19 protein-coding genes are annotated in these 24,898 nt (G+C 67.8%); 1 reads left to right on the top strand and 18 read right to left on the bottom strand.

The features are described from left to right. Positions 1-19 precede the first annotated feature (19 nt). From AC1DDH_RS09790 to AC1DDH_RS09770, 5 genes are all read right to left on the bottom strand, one after another. Positions 20-1,774, bottom strand: coding sequence for a gamma-glutamyltransferase family protein (locus AC1DDH_RS09790; protein ID WP_476955336.1), 1,755 nt, complete (start codon positions 1,772-1,774; stop codon positions 20-22). Positions 1,775-1,880: 106 nt separating this feature from the next. Next, a complete protein-coding gene (locus AC1DDH_RS09785) occupies positions 1,881-2,009 on the bottom strand; it encodes an MFS transporter small subunit (protein WP_263407449.1) in 129 nt (42 codons plus the stop codon). Position 2,010: 1 nt separating this feature from the next. Beyond that, a complete protein-coding gene (locus AC1DDH_RS09780) occupies positions 2,011-3,405 on the bottom strand; it encodes an OFA family MFS transporter (RefSeq protein ID WP_476955324.1) in 1,395 nt (464 codons plus the stop codon). 200 nt (positions 3,406-3,605) lie between these two features. Further along, positions 3,606-6,164 (bottom strand): helix-hairpin-helix domain-containing protein, encoded by a 2,559-nt coding sequence (locus AC1DDH_RS09775; protein WP_476955323.1) that lies wholly within the window; start codon positions 6,162-6,164, stop codon positions 3,606-3,608. 23 nt (positions 6,165-6,187) lie between these two features. Then, entirely contained in the window at positions 6,188-6,793 is a 606-nt protein-coding gene (locus AC1DDH_RS09770) for an SOUL family heme-binding protein (RefSeq protein WP_476857137.1), read from the bottom strand. A 139-nt stretch (positions 6,794-6,932) separates the two neighbouring features. Here AC1DDH_RS09770 and AC1DDH_RS09765 point away from each other — a divergent pair, with 139 nt between their 5' ends. Then, positions 6,933-10,574, top strand: a complete 3,642-nt coding sequence (locus tag AC1DDH_RS09765) for a TM0106 family RecB-like putative nuclease (RefSeq protein ID WP_476955322.1) — start codon at positions 6,933-6,935, stop codon at positions 10,572-10,574. Between the two features lie 426 nt (positions 10,575-11,000). On the opposite strand, the gene AC1DDH_RS09760 is transcribed toward AC1DDH_RS09765, so the two are convergent. From AC1DDH_RS09760 to AC1DDH_RS09700, 13 genes are all read right to left on the bottom strand, one after another. Beyond that, on the bottom strand, positions 11,001-11,828 hold the full coding sequence (locus AC1DDH_RS09760) for a triose-phosphate isomerase family protein (RefSeq protein WP_476955321.1): 828 nt from the start codon (positions 11,826-11,828) through the stop codon (positions 11,001-11,003). A 70-nt stretch (positions 11,829-11,898) separates the two neighbouring features. Beyond that, positions 11,899-13,248, bottom strand: a complete 1,350-nt coding sequence (locus AC1DDH_RS09755; protein WP_476955320.1) for an MFS transporter — start codon at positions 13,246-13,248, stop codon at positions 11,899-11,901. Positions 13,249-13,363: 115 nt separating this feature from the next. Continuing rightward, positions 13,364-13,489: a hypothetical protein gene (locus AC1DDH_RS09750; protein WP_476955319.1), complete on the bottom strand. Its 126-nt coding sequence runs from the start codon at positions 13,487-13,489 to the stop codon at positions 13,364-13,366. A gap of 12 nt (positions 13,490-13,501) precedes the next feature. Next, entirely contained in the window at positions 13,502-14,269 is a 768-nt protein-coding gene (locus AC1DDH_RS09745; RefSeq protein ID WP_026539080.1) for an SDR family NAD(P)-dependent oxidoreductase, read from the bottom strand. Positions 14,270-14,305: 36 nt separating this feature from the next. Beyond that, positions 14,306-15,292 carry a 3-hydroxyacyl-CoA dehydrogenase family protein gene (locus AC1DDH_RS09740; protein WP_476955318.1) on the bottom strand — a complete coding sequence of 329 codons (987 nt, stop codon included), beginning with the start codon at positions 15,290-15,292 and terminating at the stop codon, positions 14,306-14,308. A gap of 2 nt (positions 15,293-15,294) precedes the next feature. Continuing rightward, positions 15,295-15,777: a ribose-5-phosphate isomerase gene (locus tag AC1DDH_RS09735; RefSeq protein ID WP_018775886.1), complete on the bottom strand. Its 483-nt coding sequence runs from the start codon at positions 15,775-15,777 to the stop codon at positions 15,295-15,297. Beyond that, entirely contained in the window at positions 15,774-17,546 is a 1,773-nt protein-coding gene (gene dhaL / locus AC1DDH_RS09730) for a dihydroxyacetone kinase subunit DhaL (RefSeq protein WP_476955317.1), read from the bottom strand. Before dhaL ends, AC1DDH_RS09735 begins: the two co-directional genes overlap by 4 nt. A gap of 115 nt (positions 17,547-17,661) precedes the next feature. Continuing rightward, a complete protein-coding gene (locus tag AC1DDH_RS09725) occupies positions 17,662-18,666 on the bottom strand; it encodes a sugar phosphate isomerase/epimerase family protein (protein WP_476955316.1) in 1,005 nt (334 codons plus the stop codon). A gap of 78 nt (positions 18,667-18,744) precedes the next feature. Further along, the gene (locus AC1DDH_RS09720) at positions 18,745-19,857 is read right to left on the bottom strand and encodes a 2-hydroxyacid dehydrogenase (protein WP_476955315.1); all 1,113 of its coding nucleotides are present in this window, start codon (positions 19,855-19,857) and stop codon (positions 18,745-18,747) included. Beyond that, positions 19,854-21,194, bottom strand: coding sequence for an MFS transporter (locus AC1DDH_RS09715; protein ID WP_476955314.1), 1,341 nt, complete (start codon positions 21,192-21,194; stop codon positions 19,854-19,856). Before AC1DDH_RS09715 ends, AC1DDH_RS09720 begins: the two co-directional genes overlap by 4 nt. A gap of 170 nt (positions 21,195-21,364) precedes the next feature. Further along, on the bottom strand, positions 21,365-22,075 hold the full coding sequence (locus tag AC1DDH_RS09710; protein WP_459383989.1) for a GntR family transcriptional regulator: 711 nt from the start codon (positions 22,073-22,075) through the stop codon (positions 21,365-21,367). A 593-nt stretch (positions 22,076-22,668) separates the two neighbouring features. Next, positions 22,669-23,739: an alkene reductase gene (locus tag AC1DDH_RS09705; protein ID WP_230008495.1), complete on the bottom strand. Its 1,071-nt coding sequence runs from the start codon at positions 23,737-23,739 to the stop codon at positions 22,669-22,671. An 82-nt stretch (positions 23,740-23,821) separates the two neighbouring features. Continuing rightward, a complete protein-coding gene (locus tag AC1DDH_RS09700) occupies positions 23,822-24,877 on the bottom strand; it encodes a 2,3-butanediol dehydrogenase (protein ID WP_476955313.1) in 1,056 nt (351 codons plus the stop codon). Between the last annotated feature and the right edge of the window lie 21 nt (positions 24,878-24,898).

Raw genomic sequence — 24,898 nt, 5'->3', positions numbered from 1 at the left:
CGCTACGCACCGCCAACCGCTACCGGCCCGCGGCGTACCCTTGCGCACCGCGCGGATTCGCGGCAGCCTGCAGGATCCCGGTCTCAGGATCCCGCACGACGGCGGACAACCGCCCCAGCGCCCAGTCACCAGCCCGGCTGACCACATGCCCGCGGCGTTCCAGCCCCGCGATGACGTCCTCACCGAGCCGGTCCTCGACGACGGCGCCGCCGGGCTCCCAGGTGCGCGGCCAGAAGGACCCGGGCACCGACGTCGTATGGAACGTCGGTGCGTCGATGGCCTGCTGCGGCGAATACCCGCCCACGATGGTCCGCAGCAGGTACGGCAGCTGCCACTGGTCCTGCTGGTCGCCGCCGGGCGACCCCAGCGCGGTCACGGCGTGGCCGTCCCGCAGCACGAGCGTTGGCGTCAAGGTGGTGCGCGGGCGTTTGCCGGGCGTCAGAGTGGACGGCGTGCCGGGCTCCAGCCAGGTCATCTGCAGCCGGGTGCCCAGACAGAAGCCCAGCTCCGGGATCGCCGGGGAGGACTGCAGCCAGCCGCCGGACGGCGTGGCGGAGACCATGTTGCCCCAGCGGTCCACGACGTCGATATGGCAGGTATCGCCGCGGGTCTCCCCCGCGGGTGTCACGGTGGGCTCGCCGAAGCCGAGTCCGGCCGCGGAGGCATGGCCCGCGAGCGCCGGCAGCGTGTAATTGGTGCGCAGTGGCGGCCTGTACGGCGCCAGCCCGGGCACGGTGCCAGGCCGGAAGTCGTGGGAGGCCCGTTCCGTGATCAACGCCCGGCGGCCGGCACAGTAGTCCTCCGACAAGAGGTAATCGAGCGGCACGTCCGTGTCGCCGTAGTACGCTTCCCGGTCCGCGAGCGCGAGCTTCTGCGCTTCCAGTACGGTGTGCGCCCCGAGCTCGGTGGACGGATCAAGGAACCGGTCCTCGAAGCCGGACAGAATGGCCAGGGTCTGCAGCAGCGCCGGCCCCTGGCCCCACGGCCCGGTCTTGGCGATCGTGTGGCCCCGGAACTCCACGGTGGCGGCCGCCTCATACCCGGCCTCGAATCCCGCGAGATCGTCCAGGGCGAGCACTCCGCGGTGATCCGTGCCCGAGGAATGCCGGTGCGGGGACTGAACCGACTCCACGATGGCGCGGGCCACGAACCCCTCCCGCCACTCGCGGCGGGCCGCATCAATTCCCGCCTCGCGGGTGGATTCCCTAACTCCGGCCTGCACGAGCCGTTCCAGGGTGCGGGCATAGGCCGGGTTCCACACCAGCTCGCCCTCAACCGGGATTCGGCCGCCCGGCATCCACAGCTCAGCGGACGTGGGCCAGTGCGCCTCGAACAGCGCGGACACGGCCGCGATGGTGGTTCCGACCCGGCCGAGCATCGGGTGCCCGTCCCGCGCGTAGCCGATCGCGAAGTCCAGGACCGCGTCCAGCTCCCACGTCCCGTGGTCACGCAGCAGCAGGAGCCAGGCGTCGACGGCGGCAGGCACCGCGGCGGCCAGGGCACCCGATCCCGGAACGAGGTCCAGGCCTTCGGCCACGTAGTGCTGCACGGTGGCCCCGGCCGGCGCAGGGCCCTGCCCCATCAGGACTATGGGCTGCTCCGGCCGGTCCGCGGTGACGAAGATCCCGGTCATGTCTCCGCCGGGCCCGTTGAGGTGCGGTTCCACCACGTGGAGCACGAACGCTCCCGCCACCGCGGCGTCGAAGGCGTTCCCGCCGCGCTCCAACACGGACTGGGCCGCCGCCGTCGCAAGCCAATGCGTGGACGCGCTCATCCCGAACGTGCCCTGCAGCGTGGGGCGGGTGGTGAACGCCTCCGGGCGTGTGAACGGCACACTCACCGCGCGCGAACTACCACCGAAGACTTCTGCCACCACGGTGTCAGCCAAACAGGGCCGCCACGCGGGTGAGGGTCTCATAGACGCCATACGCGAGCGGCACGCCGACAAGCCCCCAAGCGATGACCAACCTCCCGGTGGACGGTGTGACCGAACTCTGTGCAGTACTCATTTCAGCCCTCCAAGGCAGGTTCTTCGGCCCGGACGCGGCCAGGACGTGGTTCGTGGAATCGTGCGTCCACCGGCGTGACCAAGAGGTTCGCCACGAAACCGATCACCAGCAGCCCCACCATGGTCAGCAAGGCGGGCTGGTAGGACGCGGCGTTGAGCGCGCCGGGCTTGCCCTGCGCGTCCAGGAAAGCGTTGACGATCAGCGGCCCGGCGATGCCCGCCGCGGACCAGGCCGTCAGGAGCCGGCCGTGGATGGCTCCGACCTGGAACGTGCCGAAGAGGTCGCGCAGGTAGGCGGGGGCCGTCGCGAACCCGCCGCCGTAGAAGGAGATGATGACGAACGCGAGGGCCACGTAGAGGACGGTGGACGTAGAGCCGGCCAGCGCCAGCACGGTGTAGAGCACGGCGCCGACGCCGAGGTAGACCATGTAGATGCGCTTGCGGCCTGTGACATCGGAGGTGGCGGACAAGGCAAAGCGGCCGGACATGTTGCCGATCGAGAGCAGCCCCACGAAGCCGGCGGCCACTGCGGCGCTGGCCAGGGACGTGCCGTCGGGCTGGCGGAAGAAGTCCTGGATCATCGGAGCGGCCTGCTCAAGGATGCCGATCCCTGCCGTGACATTGCAGAACAGGGCGATCCAGACGAGCCAGAACTGCCTGGTCTTGACCGCGTTCCGGGCGGAGACGTTGTCCGTGGTGACCAGCGAGGCGGCCTTGACCTTTGCGGGGTCGAAACCTGCCGGTTTCCAGCCCTCGGCCGGAACTCTGATGGTGAACGCGCCGAACATCATGTAGGCCAGATAGACGACGGCGAGGGTCAGGAAGAGCTTGCCCACCGACTCACCACTGGCCACCCAGCCCTTGGCCCCGGAGTTGGGATCGTACATTTTCAGCAGGGCCGTGGAGACCGGGCTGGCGATCAGGGCGCCGCCTCCGAACCCCATGATCGCCATGCCCGTGGCCAGTCCGGGCCGGTCCGGGAACCATTTGATCAGGGTGGAGACCGGGGAGATGTAACCGATCCCCAGTCCGATGCCGCCGACGACGCCGTAGCCGAGGTAGACGAGCCAGAGCTGGTGGCTGAAGATGCCCAGGGAGCCGATCAGGAAGCCGCTCGCCCAGAACGCGGCTGAGGTGAACATCGCCTTGCGGGGCCCGTTCTTGTCCACCCAGGTGCCCATGATGGCGGCCGAGAGGCCCAGCATCACGATCGCAACGGAGAAGATCACGCCGATCTCGGTCAGGCTCGCGCCGAAGTGCTTCACCAGCGCGGTCTTGTAGACGCTCGTCGCGTAGGCCTGGCCGATGCACAGGTGCACCGCGAGGGCTGCCGGGGGTACGAGCCACCGGTTAAATCCCGGCGGGGCGATGGTTCGTTCGCGGTCCAGCCAACCCATAAGTACTCCCCCTGCTCGTCAACGGACATCGGTGTCCAGCACATTGCGGAAACGGCCCTCTGCCAGGTCCTCTGACCGAGCTTCCGGTAGAGGGCCGTTGCCTCCGGCAATCATGGTGCAGATCGTCAGCAAACGTACTAGTTATGCGCCAAGCGGTAGGGAATCCGCGACGAACGGTGGTGCGGCAGCCGCACCGGGCGCTACTTGCCCAGGCCGGCCTTCCGGAGTGCCTCGGCCATCGCGGTGTTGACCGGCGACGGCGTGGGGGCCGGCTTCTGCGGTTGCCTGCCCGGCGTCCGCCGGTCGGCTGCCGGTTTCCCGGACGGCTGCCTTCCGGACGGTTGATTCGACGGCTGGGTCGACGACTGGGTCGACTGCGCCTGCGCCGCCGGCTGCCGCGGACGTTCCGGCCGCGAGTCCGCACGACCGCCGGCCGGGCGATCTCCGGCACTGCGGCCGCCCGCCGCACGACCGCCGGAGGCCGGTTCGTCGTCGAGCCTGAGGGTGAGCGAGATGCGCTTCCGCTCCGGATCCGCCTCCAGCACCTTGACCCGGACCATCTGCCCGGACTTCACCACTTCACGGGGATCGGAGACAAAGCGGTTGGCCAGGGCCGAGACGTGCACAAGCCCGTCCTGGTGCACCCCGACGTCGACGAACGCGCCGAACGCGGCCACGTTGGTCACCGTTCCCTCCAGCACCATGCCGGGCCTGAGGTCCGAGATCTTCTCGATGCCTTCAGAAAACGCTGCCGCCGCGAAGGCAGGACGCGGGTCACGGCCGGGCTTCTCGAGCTCGGCGATGATGTCCTGCACGGTGGGCAGGCCGAAGGAGCCGTCCACGAAGTCCTGCGGATTCAGCTCCGCAAAGCTTCCCGCAGCGGGCGCTTTACCGGCGGCCGCCTTGATTTTCCGGGCCACGGGGTAGGCCTCCGGGTGCACGCTGGAGGCGTCCAACGGCTCCGCTCCCCCGGTGATCCGCAGGAAGCCGGCGCACTGCTCAAACGCCTTGGCGCCCAGCCGCGGGACCTTCTTCAGCTCGCTGCGCTTGGCGAAGGGCCCGTGCTCGTTCCGGTACGCCACAATGTTCTCGCTCAGCAGCGGCCCGACCCCGGCCACCCGGCTCAACAGTGCGGGCGAGGCGGTGTTGACGTCCACGCCCACCGCGTTCACGCAGTCCTCGACCACCGCGTCCAGGCTGCGGTCCAGCTTCGCGGCCGTGACGTCGTGCTGGTACTGCCCGACGCCAATCGACTTCGGCTCAATCTTCACCAGCTCCGCGAGCGGGTCCTGCAGCCGCCGGGCGATCGAGACGGCGCCGCGCAGGGACACATCCATGCCGGGCAGCTCCGCCGCGGCGAGCGCCGACGCCGAATACACCGACGCCCCGGCCTCGGACACCACAATTTTCTGCGGCTTGTTTTCCGGTCCGGAGGAGAGCTGCTTGAGCAGTTCGGCGGCGAGCTTGTCCGTCTCCCTCGACGCGGTGCCGTTGCCGATCGCGACGAGTTCGACCCCGTGCTTCGTGGCGAGGCCCACGAGGGTCCGCAGCGCCTCGTCCCATTTCCGGGCCGGGGCGTGCGGGTAGACGGTGTCGGTCGCGACCACCTTGCCGGTGCCGTCCACCACGGCGACCTTGACGCCGGTGCGCAGTCCCGGGTCCAGGCCCAGGGTGGCGCGGTTCCCGGCCGGCGCGGCGAGCAGCACATCGCGCAGGTTCGCGGCGAACACACGCACGGCCTCGTCCTCGGCGGCGGCGAACATCCGGCTGCGGAGGTCTGCCGTCAGCCGCGCCAGGACGCGCGAGCGCCAGGCCAGCTGGGCGGTCTGCAGCAGCCAGGCATCGGCGGGCCGGCCGCGGTCGGCAACCCCGAGGAACCTGGCCACGGCCGCCTCGTACCGGCCGCGCGCGGCAGTGAGGGCGGCGTCGTCGTTCGGATCAGCCTCGGCGAGGTCCAGCTCCAGCGCGCCGTCCTTTTCTCCGCGCAGCAGCGCCAGGACACGGTGCGAGGGCATTCCGGCCGGCTGCTGGGAGAACTCGAAGTAGTCCTTGAATTTCTGGCCTTCGGCTTCCTTGCCTTTCTTCACCCGGGACACCATCCGGCCCTGGGTCCACAGCCGTTCCCGGAGCGTGGCGGCCAGGTCGGCGTCCTGCGCTACGCGCTCCACCAGGATGGAGCGGGCACCGGCGAGCGCCGCGGCCGGGTCCCCGATCGAGTGTTCGGCGTTGAGGTAATTGGCCGCCTCGCTCTCCGGGTCCAGTTCGGGGCGCTTGAGCAGGGCGTCGGCGAGCGGCTCCAGTCCGGCTTCGCGGGCGATCTGCGCCTTGGTGCGCCGCTTGGTTTTGAACGGGAGGTAGATGTCCTCCAGCCGCGATTTCGTGTCGGCGCCGACGACGGCGGCCTGCAGTTCCGGGGTCAGCGCGCCCTGGGCGGCAATCGCCTCGAGGATACTCCGGCGGCGGTCCTCAAGCTCGCGCAGGTAGCGCAGCCGCTCCTCCAGCTCGCGGAGCTGGGTATCGTCCAGGGTGCCGGTCGCTTCCTTCCGGTAGCGGGCGATGAAGGGCACTGTGGACCCGGCGTCGAGCAGATCTACGGCGGCCTTGACCTGCCACGGCAGAACGCCGAGCTCGCCGGCGATCTGGGCGGCGATGCCGGACTCCTGGGTGTGCGGCGTGCCGGTCTGTGGTGAGCCGGTCTTCGCGGACGGGCCGGAGGCGGGCGAGGCGGGTGAGGCGGGGCGCTGCGGGTGTTGGGTCACCAAACCATTTTGCCTTACCCCGGTCAGCGGCCGGGCTCGCCCGGAGGAGTAAAGGGCTCCTGCACGTCCTGAACAACCTCGTTGCGGCGCAGGAACCACGGCTTGAACGGCGGATCAAAACGGGCGAATCGTGGCGGCCCCACAGGCTTCAGCCCGGCTAGCTTCAGTGCCTCCTGGAGGCCATCGTTTCGCCGTACAAAGGCCGCCTCCGACCCGCTGCCGGAGAACCGAAGGGCGGCTGCCAGGGAACCTGGCTGGGCCCGGACTCTAACGTCTGGGTTCGCCGGGACCGGCGCCGTCTCCGCCGTCACCCCAGCGGGGAGCACAAAGGCCACGATGAAATCAGCGGGCTCTGCGCTTCCCGGCAGCGGGCCGCTTTGCAATACCGGCGCGGTCATCGCCAGCTTTTGCGACGGCCCGGGCCCCTGGATCACCGGGGCCGTCATCGCCAGCTTCCGTTGCGCCGTGTTGCTGCCGCTGATGTAGTTGAACAGGTGCCGGAAAGCGGCATTCCCGGCGCGGTCGAAGGTCGCTTTGACCTCTATTTCCGCTACGGCGTACGCGGGATAGCGGCGCAGCTCGAAGTGCGCGTAGCGCTGGACCAGCTCATACGGTTGCTGTTCGGTCATAGTCCTCAGACCCTACGCCGGTCCTGCGACAGGAACCAGAGGGCATTGCCTGGTACCTGTCCCGTGTTTGACTGTCAGAGGGCTTTGATAGCTTGAATAGCGGAGGCACCAACAACGGGGCACCACCAACGGGGGCACAGTGTTTTTTCTTGAACCTGAGGTACCGGGCTCATCACCGGATCTGGTCTACTCCGCGAGCGACCTCGTGGTGGCAGCGAGTTGCGAGTATCAGCTGCTGCGCAAACTCGACGAGAAGCTGGGCCGGTCCCCCAGGGCTACGTTCGAAGACGACGAGATGCTCAAGCATGCAGCGGTGTTGGGTGACCTCCACGAGCGCAAGGTCCTCGGCGGTTTCGTGGCGGAGTTTGGCGACTGGGATCCGGCCACCGGGCACGGCGTGTACGACGTCGTCCCGGCCGAGGCCATGGACCGTGCCACGCTGGCGGCCAAGCACGCCGAGTCCATTGGGGCGCTGCGCGAGGGAGCCGACGTCGTCTTCCAGGCCGCCTTCTTCGACGGCCAGTTCCACGGTCGCTCCGACTTCCTCGTGCGGCAGTCCGACGGCAGCTACGCCGTGTTCGACACCAAGCTCGCCCGCCACGCAAAGGTGACGGCTCTGCTCCAGCTGGCCGCCTACGGCGACCAGCTGCTGAAGGCCGGGATCCCGGTGGACCCGGCGGTGACACTCGTCCTTGGCTCGACGGTGCAGCTGCCCGGTGGCGGATTCGACTACGTGCGAAGCCACCACAAACTCTCCGAGATCCTGCCGGTTTTCCGCGAGCGCCGCGAGCGTTTCCTCGCGCTGACCGCCGCGCACATCGCACAGCCGGGAACAGTGGGCTGGGGCGCGCCCGGGCTCACCGCCTGTGGCCGCTGCGATTACTGCCAGGAGCAAGTCAAAGCCACCGACGATCTCCTCCTCGTGGCCCGGATGAACTCCGTGCAGCGCAAGAACCTCCACGAACGTGGGATTAGTTCAGTCACTGACCTGGCGCAAGCGACCCTCACCAAGCCCACACCTACGCTCCTGCGCCTGCAGGAACAGGCGCGGATGCAGAGCGGCGTTGGCCCTGCCGACGGCGAAGTCTGCTACCGCAAGGACGGCGAAGAGCACACCATCCGCTACGGCGTCCTGCCCGGGAACACCTTGGCCGAGCTGCCCCCACCGAGCCGGGGCGATATTTTCTTCGACTTCGAAGGCGATCCGCTGTGGCAGGACCGCGCCACGGGAGTGTGGGGGCTCGAGTACCTGTTCGGCGTGATTGAGGCGCCCACCGAGCCCGGCAGTCCGGGGATTTTCCGGCCATTCTGGGCCCACAGCCGGGAGGCGGAGAAGCAGGCGTTCCTCGATTTCCTTGACTATGTCGAGAAACGCCGGCGGGACCACCCGGACATGCACGTCTACCACTACGCACCGTATGAAAAAACGGCGCTTCGGAAACTCTCGGTGATGCACGTTGCCGGGGAGGACATCGTGGACGAGTGGCTCCGCGAAGGCCTGCTGGTGGACCTGTACCAAACGGTCCGGAACAGCATCAGGATCTCCGAGAACTCTTACAGCATCAAGAAGCTCGAGCCGCTCTACATGGGGGCGAACCTTCGAACTGGCGAAGTGAAGGATGCCGGCGCCTCCGTGATTGCCTATGCACGGTTCTGCGACGCGAGGGACAATGAGCGGCCCGACGAAGCGGCCACAATCCTCGCCGGGATCTCCGACTACAACGAATACGACTGCCTCTCCACGCTGGAGCTCCGGAACTGGCTGCTCGGGCTGGCCAAGGAACGCCGGCTGGAGCCGCACGGCGCGGAGGCGGGCGCGGCGTCCGGCGCGGAGGCGGGCGCGGCGTCCGGCGCGGAGGCGGGCTTAGAGGACGGCCCCGACGACGACGGCTCGGCACGAGCCGATGCCGCGCTTGCCCCGGCTGAGCTGGCACTGATGGAATTTGCTGAGCCGGGCGGCGGCTTGTCCGAGGACGACCGTAAGGCCGTCGCCATGCTGGCCGCGGCCGTGAGCTATCACCGCCGGGAGCGCAAGTCGTTTTGGTGGGCGCACTTCGACCGGTGTGAGCACGGTCCGGACACGCACGAACGGGACCGGAACGTTTTCCTCGTCGAATCCGCGGAACTCCTCGACGACTGGCAACAGGCGGGGACCAAACTTCCGGAGCGGCGGGTCAAGCTGTCCGGCTCCGTGAGTCCCGGGTCGGACCTCCGCGAGGGCAGCAAATGGTTCCGCATGTACGAGCTGCCTCTTCCCGTCGGGCTGGAGGGTACCGGCAAGAACGGAACCGGGCGGAGCGGATGGTTCGGCACGGAGGTCCTGGAGCTGGGGCATGAGGACGGCAAGGACACCGTCATCATCCGGGACCGGCTGCACCGGAAGATACCGCCCTACAATGACCTCCCCATTGCGCTGACGGAAGACCAGCCCCTCGCGACCAAAAGCCTCGAGCAAGCACTGGCAGCCCTCGCTGACACGGTGGTCGCCGGCCTGGGGTCCGGTTCCCTCCCCCGCCATCCTGCGCTTGACCTCGTCCGGCGTCAGCCGCCGAGGCTGGCCGCCGGAGCTTCACTGCCGCAGCCTGGTGCCGGACCGGACCGCTTCATTGAAGCCATCACGGCGGCCGTGCTGGCCCTTGACCACTCCTACCTGGCGGTGCAGGGTCCGCCCGGAACGGGCAAGACCCATGTGGGGTCCCACGTCATCGCCCGGCTCGTGGCCCGCGGCTGGAAAGTCGGCGTCGTCGGCCAGTCGCATGCGGTGGTGGAGAACCTGCTGAAGACCGCCGTCACGAAGGCCGGGGTCGACCCGGCGCTGGTGGCAAAAGACGTGAAGCACAACGACGCCCTGCCGTGGGCCCGGCGCACCGGCAAGGACGTTGCGGAGCTGTTGGGTGCGCCTGGAGGCGCCCTCGTCGGTGGCACGGCGTGGACCATGACCGGCGCCACCGTCCCGGCCGGCTCCCTGGACCTCCTGGTGATTGACGAGGCCGGCCAGTTCTCGCTGGCCAACACCCTTGCCGTGGCCCAGGCCAGCAGCCGGCTGCTCTTGCTCGGCGACCCGCAGCAGCTGCCGCAGGTCAGCCAGGGCAGGCACCCCGAGCCGGTCGACGACTCTGCCCTGGGCTGGATTTCCGCAGGCCACGCCACGTTGCCGCCCGAGCTTGGCTACTTCTTGGCCGACTCGTGGCGGATGAACTCAGAGCTGTGCCTGGCCGTCTCGGAGTTGTCCTACGAAGGCCGGTTACGTTCCGCCCCGCCCGCGGATCTGCGCCGTCTGGAGGGTGTGCCCGCGGGGATTGAGACGGTGATGGTGCCGCAGAGCGGGAACACGACGTCGTCGGCCGAGGAGGCTGCCGAGGTCGTCGGGCAGGTGCGCCGCCATTTGGGCCTTTCCTGGCACACCGCAGACGGAGCCCGGCCATTGGAGGCGGCCGACATCCTGGTGGTGGCTGCCTACAACGCACAGGTCAACGTCATCCGCGATGCGCTGGACGCCGCGAATCTCTCCGGCGTGCGGGTGGGGACCGTGGATAAGTTCCAGGGACAGGAGGCCGCGGTCGTGATTGTGTCCATGGCATGTTCTGCGGTGGCCGAGGCTCCGCGGGGTATGGAGTTCCTGCTCTCGCGGAACCGGATCAATGTGGCGGTGTCCCGCGGCCAATGGCGTGCCGTGATCGTCCGCGCGCCCGAACTGACCAACTACCTCCCCGCCCACCCCGAGGGTCTGGAGCAGCTGGGCGGCTTCATCGGCCTGTGCCAGAGGTCAGTCCGCGCCTAGCTGTCTTTGCCGCACCCTCCGACGAGGGACATGCTCATTCTTCGGTGGCCCGCACCCTCCGACGAGGGACATGCCCATTCTTCGGTGGCCTCAGCCTGGGACATGCCCATTCTTGCCCGCCGACCAAGGGACATCTAGGCATCATGCCCGTCGCACGCGGCCAAGGCCGGACATGTCCACTCTTCGCTGCCCACCCAACGGAACATGCCCATTCTTCGATGGCCACAGCATGGGACATGCTCATTCTTGCCCTCGACCAAGGGACATCTAGACATCATGCCCGTCGCACGCGGCCAAGGCCGGACATGTCCACTCTTCGCCACCCACCCAACGGAACATGTCCATTCCTCGCCAGCCACCCCACGGGACATGCTCATTCTTGCCCTCGACCAAGGGACATCTAGGCATCATGCCCGTCGCACGCGGTCAAGGCTGGACATGTCCCACGGGGGTTGGTTCCGGTGCAGTGAAGCCCTCGGCCAGCAGGAGTGCCTCATCCAGCACGGCGCCGAAATTCACGGGGTCGTGTGCAAACCGGCCGAGGAACAGGCCCGAGAGACCCTCAAGCGTGGGCAGCAGTCCGGGCTTCGCCGATCCGCCGTAAATGAGCGGCAACCCCGGCACGCCGGCGGCGGTGAGCTGGTCCCGGAGCCGGCTGACGACGTCGGACACGTACGCGGCGGCGGCCGGCTCGGCCGCGCCGATGGCCCAAACCGGTTCGTAGGCCACCACCAGGCGGCCGGCGAGGTCCCAGTCGCCGTCGACGGCCGACTCGATCTGGCGAAACACAAAGTCCGCCGCGGCCGCCGGCTGCCCGCCGTCGCGCTCCCCCACGCACAGCAGCGGGGTGAGCCCGGCGTCGTCCGCGGCCCTGACCTTGAGGGCCACCATGGCGTCGTCCTCGCCGAAGTGCCGCCGGCGTTCGGCATGGCCGATCTCCACGAGCCGGACGCCGAGTTCCGCCAGCATGGACGGGGCTACTTCCCCGGTCCAGGGCCCGTCCGCCCAGCCGCAGTTCTGCGCGCCGAGGAGCAGCGGCGAACCCGCCAGGAGCCGGGCCGCCGCGGGCAGGACGGGGAAGGACGGGATGACAAACGGGACAACCCGCCCGGCCGCGAGGGCCGGGCGGGTGTCCACTTCGTTCTGCAGCCGCTCGAGCCAGTCCAGGCTGTCCCGGTAGCCGAGGTACATCTTGGTGCTGACCCCAACCATGATGCGGGTGCTGGAGGTCTGGCTGCCGGGAATCTGCTGCATGTGTTGGTGCTTTCTGCTGGATCCAGTGGATGGGCGCTGGACGTCGCGCTGGAAGTGAGGCCGGGGGCCTTTACTGCTCCAGCAGCTCGTCGGCCTTGTTCTTGAAGCGGCGGGTCGCGAACATCATGGCCGCTGCCAGGAACGGGAGCACGCCGAGGGCATAGACGCCCATGGTCCCGGTGTCCGAGGCGGTCATCTGGTTGACCGAGGTGCGCAGGATCGGCGCGACGAAGCCGCCGAGGTTTCCGAGCGAGTTGATCAGGCCGATCCCTGCGGCCGCGGCGGTTCCGGTGAGGAACGCCGTCGGGTAGGACCACGCGATGGGGCCGATGGAGAGGAACGAGCACACGGCGAGGGTGATGAAGATGATGCCGAGCGCCGGAATGTGGTTGGCGCCGGCCCACGCGGAGCCGAAGATGCAGAGTCCGGTGGAGATGAACAGCCCGGTGCCCCAGACCCGGCGGCGGATCACGGTGTTCGCTGCCTTGCCGATGAAGTAGCAGGCGAAGATGCCGAAGAACCACGGGATGGCTGCCATCAGGCCGACGGCGATGCCCACCTTCTGGCCGGTCAGCTGGGCGACCTGCTGCGGCAGGTAGAAGGTGACGCCGTAGACGGCGATCTGCAGGCAGAAGTAGATGACGGTGAAGTACCAGACCTTGCCGTTCTTCATGGCCGCCAGGACGCCGCGCGGCCCGGACTCTTCCTTGACGGTGTCCTCCAGCGCCATGACCTCCAGGAGCGCGTTCTTCTCGTCCTTGTCCAGGAACTTGGCGTCCTGCGGGCTGTTGATCAGGAAGAAGTACGCGGCGATGCCGGCGATGACCGCCAGCATGCCTTCGACGAAGAACATGACCTGCCAGCCCTGGACGCCGGGGACCTGGTCGCCGATGTTGATCAGCCAGCCGGACAGCGGGGCACCCAGCATCTGGGAGAACGGCTGGGCCAGGTAGAAGATGGCGAACATCTTGACGCGGACCTTGTTGGGGAACCACGCGGCCAGGAACATGATGACGCCGGGGAACAGCCCGGCCTCGGTGACACCCAGCAGGAACCGCAGGATGATGAAGGATGTCTCACCCTGGACGAACGCGAAGCAGGCCGAGACGATGCCCCACGTGATGGCGATGCGGGCCAGCCACACCTTGGCCCCGAACTTGGTCAGGAGCAGGTTGCTCGGGATTTCGAACAGGGCGTACCCGATGAAGAAGATCCCGGCGCCCAGCGCGTAGGCGCCGGCGGTGATGCCCTTGTCCACGCCCAGGGCGGCTTCGGCGAAGCCCACGTTGGTGCGGTCCAGGAAGGCGACCACATACAGGATCACCAGCATGGGCATCAGCCGGCGGGAGGCCTTGGAGATGGCCGATTTTAGGACCGGTGTCTCCAGTAGGTCACGGGTGGACGTTGTTGTTACGGTCATCAAAAAACTCCTCGTCGAGCAATCAGTGGTGTAACTCAGGGGGTAAATCAGTTGCATGAAAGTGGCCGGATGAGGCCAGTCCAAAACAAGCCAGGCCGGCTCCGGTCGGAGAAAACTAGCGCGAAAAAACCATCATCAGGACGCCGGCCACGCAGGCGAGGATCCCGACGGCGAGGTAGATCTTCCGTCCCTTGCTCCAGGTTGCGAATCCGGACGCGGGGGCTTGGCTGTGTTGTGCCACGAGGCTTCTTCCTTAGTGCATGTAGAGTCCGCCATCCACATTCAGCGTCTGGCCGGAGATGTAGCCGGCGTCCTCGCTGATGAGGAAGGCGATGGCTGCTGCGATGTCCCGGGTGGAACCGACCCGGTTGACCACGAGGTCTTTGGTGAGTTCGTCCTTGCGTTCCTCGCTGAGGGTGCCGCCCATGATGTCGGTGTCGATGGGCCCGGGTGAGATGGCGTTGACCGTGATGTCGTATTCGCCCAGTTCACGGGCCGTGGCCCGGGTCAGGCCGATCACGCCGGCTTTCGCCACGGAGTACGGCGTCTTGGAGAAGGTGCCGCCGCCACGCTGCGCTGAGACAGAGGAGATGTTCACGATGCGCCCGATCCTGTTCTTCACCATGGATTCCGCGACGCGGCGGGTGGCGTAGTGGACGCCGTTGAGGTTGATGTTCAGCACCCGGTCCCATTCGGCGGCGTCGAGTTCCAGGTAGGGCACCGGAGAGCTGACGCCGGCCACGTTGGCGAGGGCAACGATCTGCGGCAGTTCCGCCTCGATGGCGTCGATTGCCGCGCGGACCGAGCCTTCGTCGGAAACGTTGGCGCCGGCGCCGAAGGCCTTGACGCCGTGCTCGGCTGCCAGTTCCTTGGCCGCCGCCTTGCAGAGTGCGTCATCGAGGTCGATGATGCCGATGTTCCAGCCCTGTGCGGCCAGGTAGCTGGCGGTGGCGCGGCCGATGCCGCGCTCGGACACGGCGCCGGTGATGATGGCGGTGCGTTCTGTCGGGAAAGTGCTCATGGGAAGGCTCCTGAAGTGAAAGAGGAAGATGCGGAATCAGCTGATGGGGGCGGGGCCGAGCTCGTCGATGAGCTTCTGCATGGCCACGTACGCCTTGTTCCGGTAGGCGATCAGTTCCGGCGTGCGCTCCGCCGGGACGTTCAGGAAGCCGGCTCCGGTCTTGGTGCCCAGCTTTCCGGCCTCCACCAGGTCGGTGAGGATCTTCGGCGTCGCGAACCGTTCCGGGAAATCGGTCTGGAGGGACTTGTAGCAGAAGTTGTAGACGTCCAGCCCGGCCATGTCGGCGATGGCGAAGGGCCCGAAGAACGGCAGCCGGAAGCCGAAGGTGGTGCGGACCAGGGTGTCGACGTCCTCCGCGGTCGCGATCTCCTGTTCCACCAGCTGGGCGGCCTCGTGGAACAGCGCGTACTGGAGCCGGTTGAGCACGAAGCCGGTGACGTCCTTGACGACGGCGGTCTGCTTGTTGGCCGCGTGCACGAGGTCGCGGACGGTGCCGACCGTCGCGGCCGAAGTGCCGGCATGGGGGATGATTTCCACGCCCGGGATGAACGGGGACGGGTTGGAGAAGTGCACGCCCAGGAAGCGTTCCGGGTTGGTGACCGGCCCGGACAGGTCCGCGATGGAGATCGTGGACGTGTTGGACCCGATGATGGCGTCCGGGCGGGCGGCCGCGCTGATGCGGGCGAGGGTCTGGTGCTTGATCTCGATGACCTCGGGGACGGCTTCTTCGATGAAGTCGGCGTCCGCCACGGCCTCCTCGATGTCCTTGGCGGGCCAGAGGTTTTCCTTCAGGATTGCGGTGGCGCCTTCCGGGAAGAGCCCGGCGGCAACGAATTCGTCGGATTCGGCCAGGAGCCGCTCGTAATTCTTCTGGGCCACTTCCGCTGACACATCCGCGAGCGCCACCCGGGCGCCACCGAGTGCCAGGACCTGTGCGATCCCGCCACCCATGTAGCCGGAGCCGACGACGGCGATCTTGCGGGCGGCGTTGATGGCGGCTGCGGTTGCTGTTGATTCGGTCATGTTCAGACTGCTTTCGTGTATTCGGGTTCGTACGAGCAGATGGCGTCCACCTTCGCGGCGGAGGAGGAGTTTTCGTCGAAGCGGTGGCTCAGCCATTCGCCCACGAGCTTCTTGGCCAGTTCCAGCCCGATAACGCGCTGCCCCAGCGTGAGCACCTGGGCGTTGTTGCTCAGGACGGACCGCTCCACCGAGTAGCTGTCGTGGGCCGTGACGGCGCGGATGCCGGGGACCTTGTTGGCCGCGATCGCCACGCCCAGGCCGGTGCCGCAGATCAGCAGTGCCCGGTCGGCGTCGCCGTCGGCGATCTTGCGGGCCGCGTCGACGGCGACGTGCGGATAGGCGGTGGAGTCGTTGGCGCCGACTCCCACGTCCTGCACGGACGCCACGCGGGGGTCGGCTTCCAGGAGCGCCTTCAGCGCGTTCTTGTATTCGACGCCGGCCTCATCGTTGCCGATGACCACCCGCCAGCCTGTTGCTGTGCTCATGCTTGTGCTCCTTGTTCCGCCGGCTCGGGGGTGCCGGGCCGGGATCCTGTGTCTGTGGTGTCGGTGTGGGTGGATATCCGGGTCGCGATGAGGGCGAAGGACACCGCTCCGGGGTCGGGGTGGCCGAGGCTCTTCTCGGCGAGCGGGCGGGCCCGGCCTTTGAGCGGACGCAGCCCGGCGGTCCGCTCTGCGGCGGCTGTGGCGGCGGCCGCCGCCGCCGCGAGGGAACCGGCCACTGGTGTGCCGGCGTCGAACGCGGTGAGGAACGCGTCCTGGAACGGCAAGAGGGCGTCCACCATGGTCTTGTCCCCCGGCTCGGCCTTGCCGAGCGCGGTGATGGCATCCACGAAGGCCGTGACCGCGGCGGCCGCGTCCTCGCCGCTGTAGCTGTCCTGGTTGCCCAGGGCCTGTCCGGCGGCGATGATCGCCGAGCCCCAGAGCGCACCCGAGGTGCCGCCGGCGCGTTCGCTCCAGGCCTCCCCCGCAGCGGTCAGGACCCGCGACGGCGAGGCGCCGCCGTCGTTCGCGGCAGCCTGTTCGGCCGCGGTGACTGCCGCGTCCACGCCGCGGCGCATGCCGATCCCGTGGTCGCCGTCGCCGGCGACGGCGTCCAGGCGGCCCAGTTCTTCCTCATGCTCGACCACCACGTCCCGCGCCTGGCCGAGGAAGTCGGCGGCCATCCGGCCGAGGGCTGCCGCCGCGGCGGTGGGCCGTTCGACGTCGGCGGTCTCTTCGGCGTCCGGACCGGCGAGTTCGCGGCGGGCACGGGGTGCCAGGTTTCCCTTGCGGAACGCCGGGGTGTCGGCCGGGGCGGCCCAGTACTGCTCGAGTTCCTCGTCCAGCCACAGCAGGGTCAGGGACAGGCCGGACATGTCCAGGCTCGTGACGAGCTCGCCGCATTCGGGTTCGACGACGGTGAGCCCGGCGGCGGTGAGGAGCTTCTCGATCTTGCCGAACAGCAGGAAGAGTTCGTCGTACTTGACCGTGCCAAGGCCGTTGACGATTGCGACCACGCGGGTGCCGGCGTCGTCCGGTTTGTCGGCCAGGAGCCGGCTGACCAGGAGTTCGGCCAGTTCGGAGGCGGTGGGCATGGGGTGGTCGGAGATGCCCGGTTCGCCGTGGATGCCCAGGCCCAGGGACATGTGCCCCGCGGGGACAGAGAACAGCGGGGCCTCCGCGCCGGGCAGCGTGCAGCCGTCGAAGGCCACGCCGAGGGACCGGGTGCGGTAGTTGGTCCGGATGGCCAGCCGTTCGACGTCGTCCAGGCTCAGTCCCGCCTCTGCGGCGGCGCCGGCGATCTTGAAGACCGTCAGGTCCCCGGCGATGCCGCGGCGCTTCTCGATCTGCTCCAGCGGGGCGCTGGCGATGTCGTCGGTGACCAGGACAGTGCGGGTTTCGATGCCTTCGGCGTTGAGGCGCAGCTGGGCCTGGCCGAAGTGCAGGACGTCGCCGGCGTAGTTGCCGTAGCTCAGCAGCACGCCGCCGCCGGCGTTGGCCGTCTTGGCCACGCGGTAGACCTGGCCGGCCGCGGGCGAGGCGAACATGTTGCCGCAGGCCGAGGCGGTGGCCAGTCCGGGCCCGACGAGGCCGGCGAAGGCCGGGTAGTGCCCGGAGCCGCCGCCGACCACCAGGGCCACCTGCCCGGAGGCGACTTCGGTGGAGCGGACGACGCCGCCGTCGACTCGGGCCACGTAGCCGCGGTTGGCCGCAACGAAGCCGTCCAGTGCCTCATCCGCGAAATCAGCGGGATTGTCGAAGATCTGGGTCATGGTTCCTCATTGAATCCGTGTTGGAGAACTGATGCTGTGGGTAGAGAGGTGGGGTGGTGCGGCCGCCCCCCCAAGTGGCTTGACGGCCGCACCACGCGCCGGTGTCGGCGCCCGTTCAGGCGCTGGCGAGTACCGTGGCCGCCGGCAGCTGCCGGCCCTGGGCCACCTGGCTCGTGCCGAGGGCGTAGCCGTCGGTCTTCGGCAGGACCTGGCGGCGGAGGTAGTCCTGGTTGCTGGCCGTGACGCTGAGGCCGTCGCCGCCGTAGTGCTCGGTGCACAGGATGCCCTGGAAGCCGACGGAGAGCGCGGTCTTGAACGCCTCGCGGTAGTTGATGAGGCCGCTTTCCATCGGGGCCGGCATCGCCACGTAGGTGTCCCGGGCGACGTCCTCGTCGCGGATGTAGTTCTTCATGTGCCAGTAGTTGGAGTACGGGAGGGTCTTGGCGACCATCTCGCGCCAGTCCTCGATCGGGCGGTGCAGCCGGATGAGGTTGCCGATGTCCGGGTTGATGCCGACGTTGGCCAGGCCGATGTCCTGGACCAGCTGAACGGAGGAATCCGCGGTGCCGAGGTACGTGTCCTCGTACATTTCGAGCGAGAGCAGGACGCCGACCTCGGCCGCGTGCTGGCCGAGTTCGCGCAGGCGGCTGACAGCCTTACCCCACGTTTCCTTGTCCCCTACCGGGTCCTTGTACCCTTCGACGGTCCAGAACCAGAGCTGCTTCTGCTGCTCGGCGGTGATGGCCTGGTGCAGTCCGAACGAGACGACCTCGCAGCCCAGCTCGGCGGCGGCGTCGATGGTGCGGTGGCTGTACGCCAGGTTCGCTTCCCAGTTGCCTTCCTCGATCACGCTGCGGCGGATGGCCGAGATGACGGGGATGCCGATGCCGACGTTATCCGCGGTCTGCTTGAACTCGGCAAGCCGCGCGGAGCTCAGGTCGCCGGGGCGGACCCAGCTGTCCGTGAGGTCGGCATTGGCAAAGCCGGCGTCCTTGACCTCGCTGAGGACCTCGGCCCAGGCGGAGGCGTCGGCGTCGTTGATGTGGCTGCCCTGCGCGTCGGTCCCCGGGAACTGCAGGAGCGCTGCGGTGATGGGCCAGTTTTCGGCTGTATAGGCCATGGGTTCACTCCTTCGTGGAATCCTGTTTCCTATAGGATTTACTATCTATAGGGATGTTGTCAAGGTCACACCCCCGGGTTACGGGCGCTTCGCGGCGAAGGCCGCGGTCGCGAAGACCTCCGGATTCAGGACGTTGGCAGGGCGCTCCCCTGCCGCGACCGCCAGGATTGACCCAATGGCGCTGGCAGCGACGTCCCGCGTGAAGTCCTCGGTCCAGCACAGGGAATGCGGGGAAAGCACCACGTTGTCCAAGGTCAGGAGCTCGTCGTCGGGAAGCAGGGGTTCCGGCTCAAAGACGTCCAGGCCGGCGCCGGCGATCCGGGCGTCCCGCAGGGCGTCCCGGAGGGCATCCGTGTCCACGAGCTTTCCGCGGCCGATATTGATCAAGTAGGCGCTTGGCTTCATCCGCGCCAACGCGGCCGCGCCGATCAGTTTTTCGGTCGCCGGTGTCAGCGCGGCGCAGAGCACGACGTAATCCGAGCGCTCCAGGAGCTCGTTCAGGCCCAGCAGCTGGACGCCGAGTCCGGCGGCCTCCGCGTGGCGGCCGCTGCGGTTGTTGCCCACGACTTTCACCCCGAGCGGGGCCAGGAGGCGGGCGAGCTCAGCGCCCACGCTGCCGAAGCCCACGATGCCGACCGTCTGGCCCACCAGCGGCGCGCCGCGGTAATGCTCGCGCTGCGCCCAGTCAGAGGTCCGGGTCAGCCTGTCCTTAGCCAGGAGCTTGTGCGAGAGCGCCAGGAGCAGCGTCAGTCCCGCCACCGCCAACGGCCGCCGGATGGCATCCGGGGTGTTGGTGACAACGATGCCGGCGCGGGTGCAGGCGTCCAAGTCGATGGTTTCGTAGCCGGCCCCGAACCGGGCAATCAGCCTCAGGTCCGGGGCGTGGTCCACGGTGAGTGAGTCGAAGGCAATGTGCCCCAGGGACAGCACGGCCTGGACCCCGGCGAGGTCGGCCAGCGGAACCGGGTCTGTGTAACTGGGCAGGACGCACCAGCTGATGCCATGCTCGCTGAGCCGCTGCAGCCCCAGATCCCCGTGAATGGAGCTTCCGTCCGGCCGCGCGGCGTCGGCGGTGACGGCCACGGTGAACGGCGAGCGGGCGGTGCCCGCAGTGGAGGTTCCCGCCGCAGTGGTGGTTTCCGCCGCCGGGGCGGCCGCCGTCGTCGTCAATGCATTTGTTGCTGTGCTCATGCGTCGGTTCGGCTTTCTGTCTGCGTTGCAGCGGCCTTGTCCTTGATGGGTTCGCGGACCAGCACGGTGTATGCCACTGCGGCCAGGGCGGCGATGACGCCGCCGATCACGAACGACGGCGCGTAGGAGCCGGTGGCATCGGCGATCACACCGGTCAGCAGAGGGGCAAAGGCGCCGCCGAAGTAGCCGCCGAAGTTCTGGATGGCACCGACGGAGGCAACCTGTGAGTTGTCCACGATGTCGCCGGGCATGGCCCACGCGGCCGCCTGCATGGTGGCGACGAAGCCCAGTGCCACGGTCATGACAGCGATGGCGAGCGGGAGGGAATCTACGAACGGGATGAGGCAGATCAAGATGCCGGCGGCAATCGCTGCAATGGACATCACGTGGCGCTTGGCCAGCAACGGATCGCGGCCGGCCTTCTTCGCATAGCGCGTCATGACCCAGCCGCCGGTGATGCCGAGGATGGCTGCGCCGAGGTACGGGACAGCCGCAAGCCAGCCGGAGGTGGCGATGCTGGCACCGCGTTCTTCCTGCAGGTAGAGCGGCAGGAAGACGATGAAGATGTTCCAGATCCAGATGACGCAGAAGAATCCGGCCATCATGCCCCAGATCTGGCGGTGCTTAAAGAGTCCGAGCCACGAAACCTTCTTGGCAGTCAGGAGCTGGGTGGTGCGCTGGCTTTCGATGTAATCCAGTTCCTTCGCGCTGATGCGCTTGTGCTCTTCGGGAGCGCGGTAGTAAAGGAAGAAGGCCAATGCCAGCACGATGCCTGCGACGCCGAGGAAGAGGAAGATGGCCTGCCAGCCGAACGCGAGCATGATGGCGGTCAGGACGGGCGGCGCGATGGCGGGTCCCCACTTGGAACCGCTGTCCCAGATGGCGGTGGCCTGTCCGCGCTCGGCCCGGGGGAACCAGTCAGCGGTGAGCTTTGCCGACGCCGGCCCGTTGGGGGCCTCGGTGATGCCGAGCAGGACGCGGAAGGTGACGAATTGCCACATCTTGGTGCCGACGGCCATCAGCGCGGTTGCGATGCTCCAGCCCGCGATTGCGAGGAAGTACATCCGTCGGGCGCCCAGCTTGTCCACGAGCCAGCCAGCGGGCAGCTGGGCAAAAGCGTAGGTCCAGGAGAACACGGTGCCCAGGAGGCCAATGTCCGTCCGGGTCATGCCGAAGTCTTTGATCAGTTGCGGCGCGGCGATGGAGATTGCACTGCGGTCCATGTAGTTGATGATGCCGGCGGCCAGCGCCCAGCCGAGAATCCACCACCGCAGATTCTTGATGGCGCGGCGTGTTGCGGACTCCTTGGGCCCTGCGGCCAAAGTTTCTGTTTGCACTCTTCACTCCCTTGTGACTCCCCATGCCGGCACCGTAGCCGTCACAATCGAAGATCCTATAGGGTCTTCGATCAGCTGTGAAGGGGGTCACAAAAAGAGGGCTCAGAAGCCGGGCGCGGCGCGCTGTTACGCGGTGTTGGGCCCGCGTGCGTCAGCCTGGGAAGTGAGCCTCATTCCGCGGGAGCGTCCGCGATGGCGCGGCCGCGCACCTTTTGCACGTGCTCGGCCATGGCGGCTGCGGCCTTCTCCGGATCGCCCGTCGCCAAGGCATCCAGTACGGCCTGATGTTCGGCGATCGCGTGGTCGGCGTCGGTGATCCCCACTCCCCCGAACAGGCGGAAGCGCTGAATCTGTCCGCCGAGGGCGGCGTAGGCGGCCACCATGAACTGGTTGCCCGTCTGCTCCGCGATCAGCCGGTGGAACCGCTCGTCGGCCTCGAGGTAGCCGCGGAACTCGGCGAAGGAAGGCCCGCGCGGCGCGTCCTTGAGATCGGCGACTGCCCGTTCCAGTTCGGCCAGGTGGCCGGGCGTCAGCCGTGCACACGCCAGGCGGGCGTTCACGGGCTCGATCGCGAGCCGGGCTTCCATGAGCTCGGCGAAGTCTTCCCGGGTGAACACCGGAGCAACCCGGTAGCCCTTGAGGGCCACGCGGCGCACCATCCCGGTGTGTTCCAGCCTGGCGAGCGCCTCCCGCACGGGGGTGGGCGAGACGTCGAGTTCACGGGCGGTCCCGTCGATGCTGACCGCGGTTCCGGGTTCCAGCCGGCCATCCATCAGCGACGCCAGAAGTTCTTCATAAACGTGGTCCGCCAGGACCTGCCGGCTGACTGCGCGGCCGGCGGGGCGCCCATCAGAATGGCTGCCGGTGGAAGCTAATTGCATCTTCAGATCCTATAGGACTAGGCACGGCGAGGCCCCCTCCGGGACATGCCCATTTGCCGCCCCCACCGCTGGACATGCACCTCGCTCCGCACCATGGGCCCACGGGGGACATGCCCAATCCCGGCGCCAGCCACGGGACATGTCCAGTGGCCAATTCGTAGAGGGAACATGTCCCGGCGGCTCCGATGTGCAGGACGGGACATGCCCAGCCACACATGTCACCGCGGAGCATGTTCAGTGTCGGACCTGCCCTGCGAGGGACATGCTCATTGTTAGATGCGACCAGTGGGCAGAATGGCATTCTGCCCACTTGTCGTGGCGGCCGCTGGGCATGTCCCATGGCCATGATGCGCCGCGAGGAACATGCTCTCTCGTGCAGATCATCGCGGCACATGTCCGGCAGCGGGTGCGGCCCTGTGACTCGCGCACCCGGTCTCGGACCTGCCCTGCGAGGGACATGCTCATTGTTAAATGCGATCAGTGGGCAGAATGGCATTCTGCCCACTGATCGTGGCTGCGGCTGAGCATGTCCAACCGAGCGTGACCTGCGCGGCGCGTGCGGCGCCGCGGGAGTCACCGCACCGCAGTTGGTCCTAGTTCTGGTAGGCCGGGTAGTCGGTGTAGCCCTCGGCGCCGTCGGTGTAGAACGTGGCCGGATTCGCCTCGTTGACCGGCAGGCCTTCGCGCCAGCGGCGGACCAGGTCCGGGTTGGCGATGGCGGGGCGTCCGACGACGACGGCGTCAGCGTGGCCGTCCGCGACCAGCGCCTTGGCTTCGTCGCGCGTGGTGACGATGCCGAAGCCCGTGTTGATCAGGAATGTCCCGTTGAACCGTGCGCGCAGGTCCTGGACAAGCTCGCTGGTGGGGTCCTTGTGCAGGATGCTGAGGTAGGCCAGCTTCAGCGGAGCCAGCGCGTCCACGAGGTGGGCGTAGGTGGCCCGGACGTCAGCCGCATCGAGTTCGAGGGCACCCTGGACATTGTGCTCCGGCGAGATGCGGATGCCAACACGGTCCGCGCCGACGGCGTCCACCACTGCCTGGGTAACTTCAATCACGAAACGAGCCCGGTTCTCCGGAGAGCCGCCGTAGACGTCGTCGCGCTGGTTGGCGGCCGGAGTGAGGAATTCGTGCAGCAGGTAACCGTTGGCCGAGTGAAGTTCGACGCCGTCGAATCCTGCCTCAACCGCCTTGCGGGATGCCGTCACGAATTCGTCGACAATGCCCGGCAGTTCCTCTGTGGTCAGGGCGCGCGGGACGGGGAACGCCTGCTTGCCCTCATACGTGCGGGTCTCGCCGTCGATGGCAATGGCGCTGGGTGCGACTACTTCGTATCCACCGGTAGTGTCCTGGTGAGTGACGCGGCCGGCGTGCATGACCTGGGCGAAAATGCGGCCGCCCTCGGCGTGCACGGCGGCTGTGACGTTGGCCCAGCCCGCGAGCTGCTCGTCGGTCACGAGGCCGGGCTGGCCCGGGAAGCCGCGGCCTGTGTGGCTGGGGTATGTGCCTTCACTGACGATCAGGCCGAGCGAGGCGCGCTGACGGTAGTGTTCGACCACCAACGGGCCGGGGATTCCTTCTTTGCCGGAGCGGACGCGGGTAAGCGGCGCCATGACGAGCCGGTTGGGTAGTTCCAGCTCGCCGAGGGTCATCGGGGAAAACAGCATGCGCAGTTCCTTTCGCAAGGGGTTGGTTCATTGGCGGCAACTGCGAGGCGTCTGCAACTATTCCCGCGTGAGACTCGGATCACTACGGGTGGACGATGATCTTCACCGCGGTGTCGTTGTGGTTGATCAGCGTGTCAAACCCCTTGTCCACCAAGTCGTCCAAGGCGATCCGCCCCGTGATGAAGGGTTTCAGGTCCACTTTTCCTTCCTGGACGAGCTTGATCGCGGCTTCGTGGTCGCCGCAGTAGGCGATGGTGCCGCGCAGGTCAATTTCCTTCAGCACCACTTTCTGCATGTCGACCGTGGCCGGGTGCCCCCAGATCGAGACGTTGACGACGACGCCGGCGGGCCTCACGACGTCGAGCATGGTGTCCAGCACCGCATTCACACCGGCACATTCAAACGCCGCATCGGCCCCCGTACCGTTGGTCAGTTCCAGCACGCGCGCCTTGACGTCCTCGGCACTCGGATCGAGCACGTGATCCGCGACCCCGGACGAAGTCGCCTTGTCTTTGCGGGCGGCCGACAGCTCGGTAACGATAGTGGTGACGCCGATGCCTTTGAGGACCGCGGCGGTCAGCAGGCCGATGGGTCCGGCACCCCCGACGACGGCGACGTCCCCGCCTTTGACGCCGCTCCGGCCGACGGCGTGATACGCCACCGCAAGGGGTTCGATCAGTGCGGCCTCGTCCAGGGGGATGTCGCCGACAGGGTGCACCCACCGGGTGTCGACGACGATCTTCTCGCTCAAGCCGCCACCGCCGCCCGCCAGGCCGATGAAGCCCAACCTGGTGCACAGGTTGTAGTGGCCGCTGAGGCAGGGACCGCATTCATTGCACACGTAGTACGGCTCCACGACGACGTTGTCTCCGACAGCCAGACCGCTGACGCCTTCCCCCAGCTCCTCGACGGTGCCGGAGAACTCGTGGCCGAGGGTGACCGGGGCGGCCTCGTGGGTGAGCCCGTGGGGGTGGCCGGGCGGCGGGGTGAAAATGGGTCCTTCCAGGAATTCATGGAGGTCGGTGCCGCAGATACCGCACCAGGCCACGGCGATCTTCACCGTTCCCGGTCGCAGCTCCGGCTCGTGAATGTCTTCGATCCGGAGATCCTCGCGGGCGTGGAATCGTGCTGCTTTCATGGTGTTTCACCTTCGCAGTCC

The organism is Arthrobacter sp. 10T425 (assembly GCF_056393985.1).
This window is presented reverse-complemented; position numbering and strand designations above follow the sequence as displayed.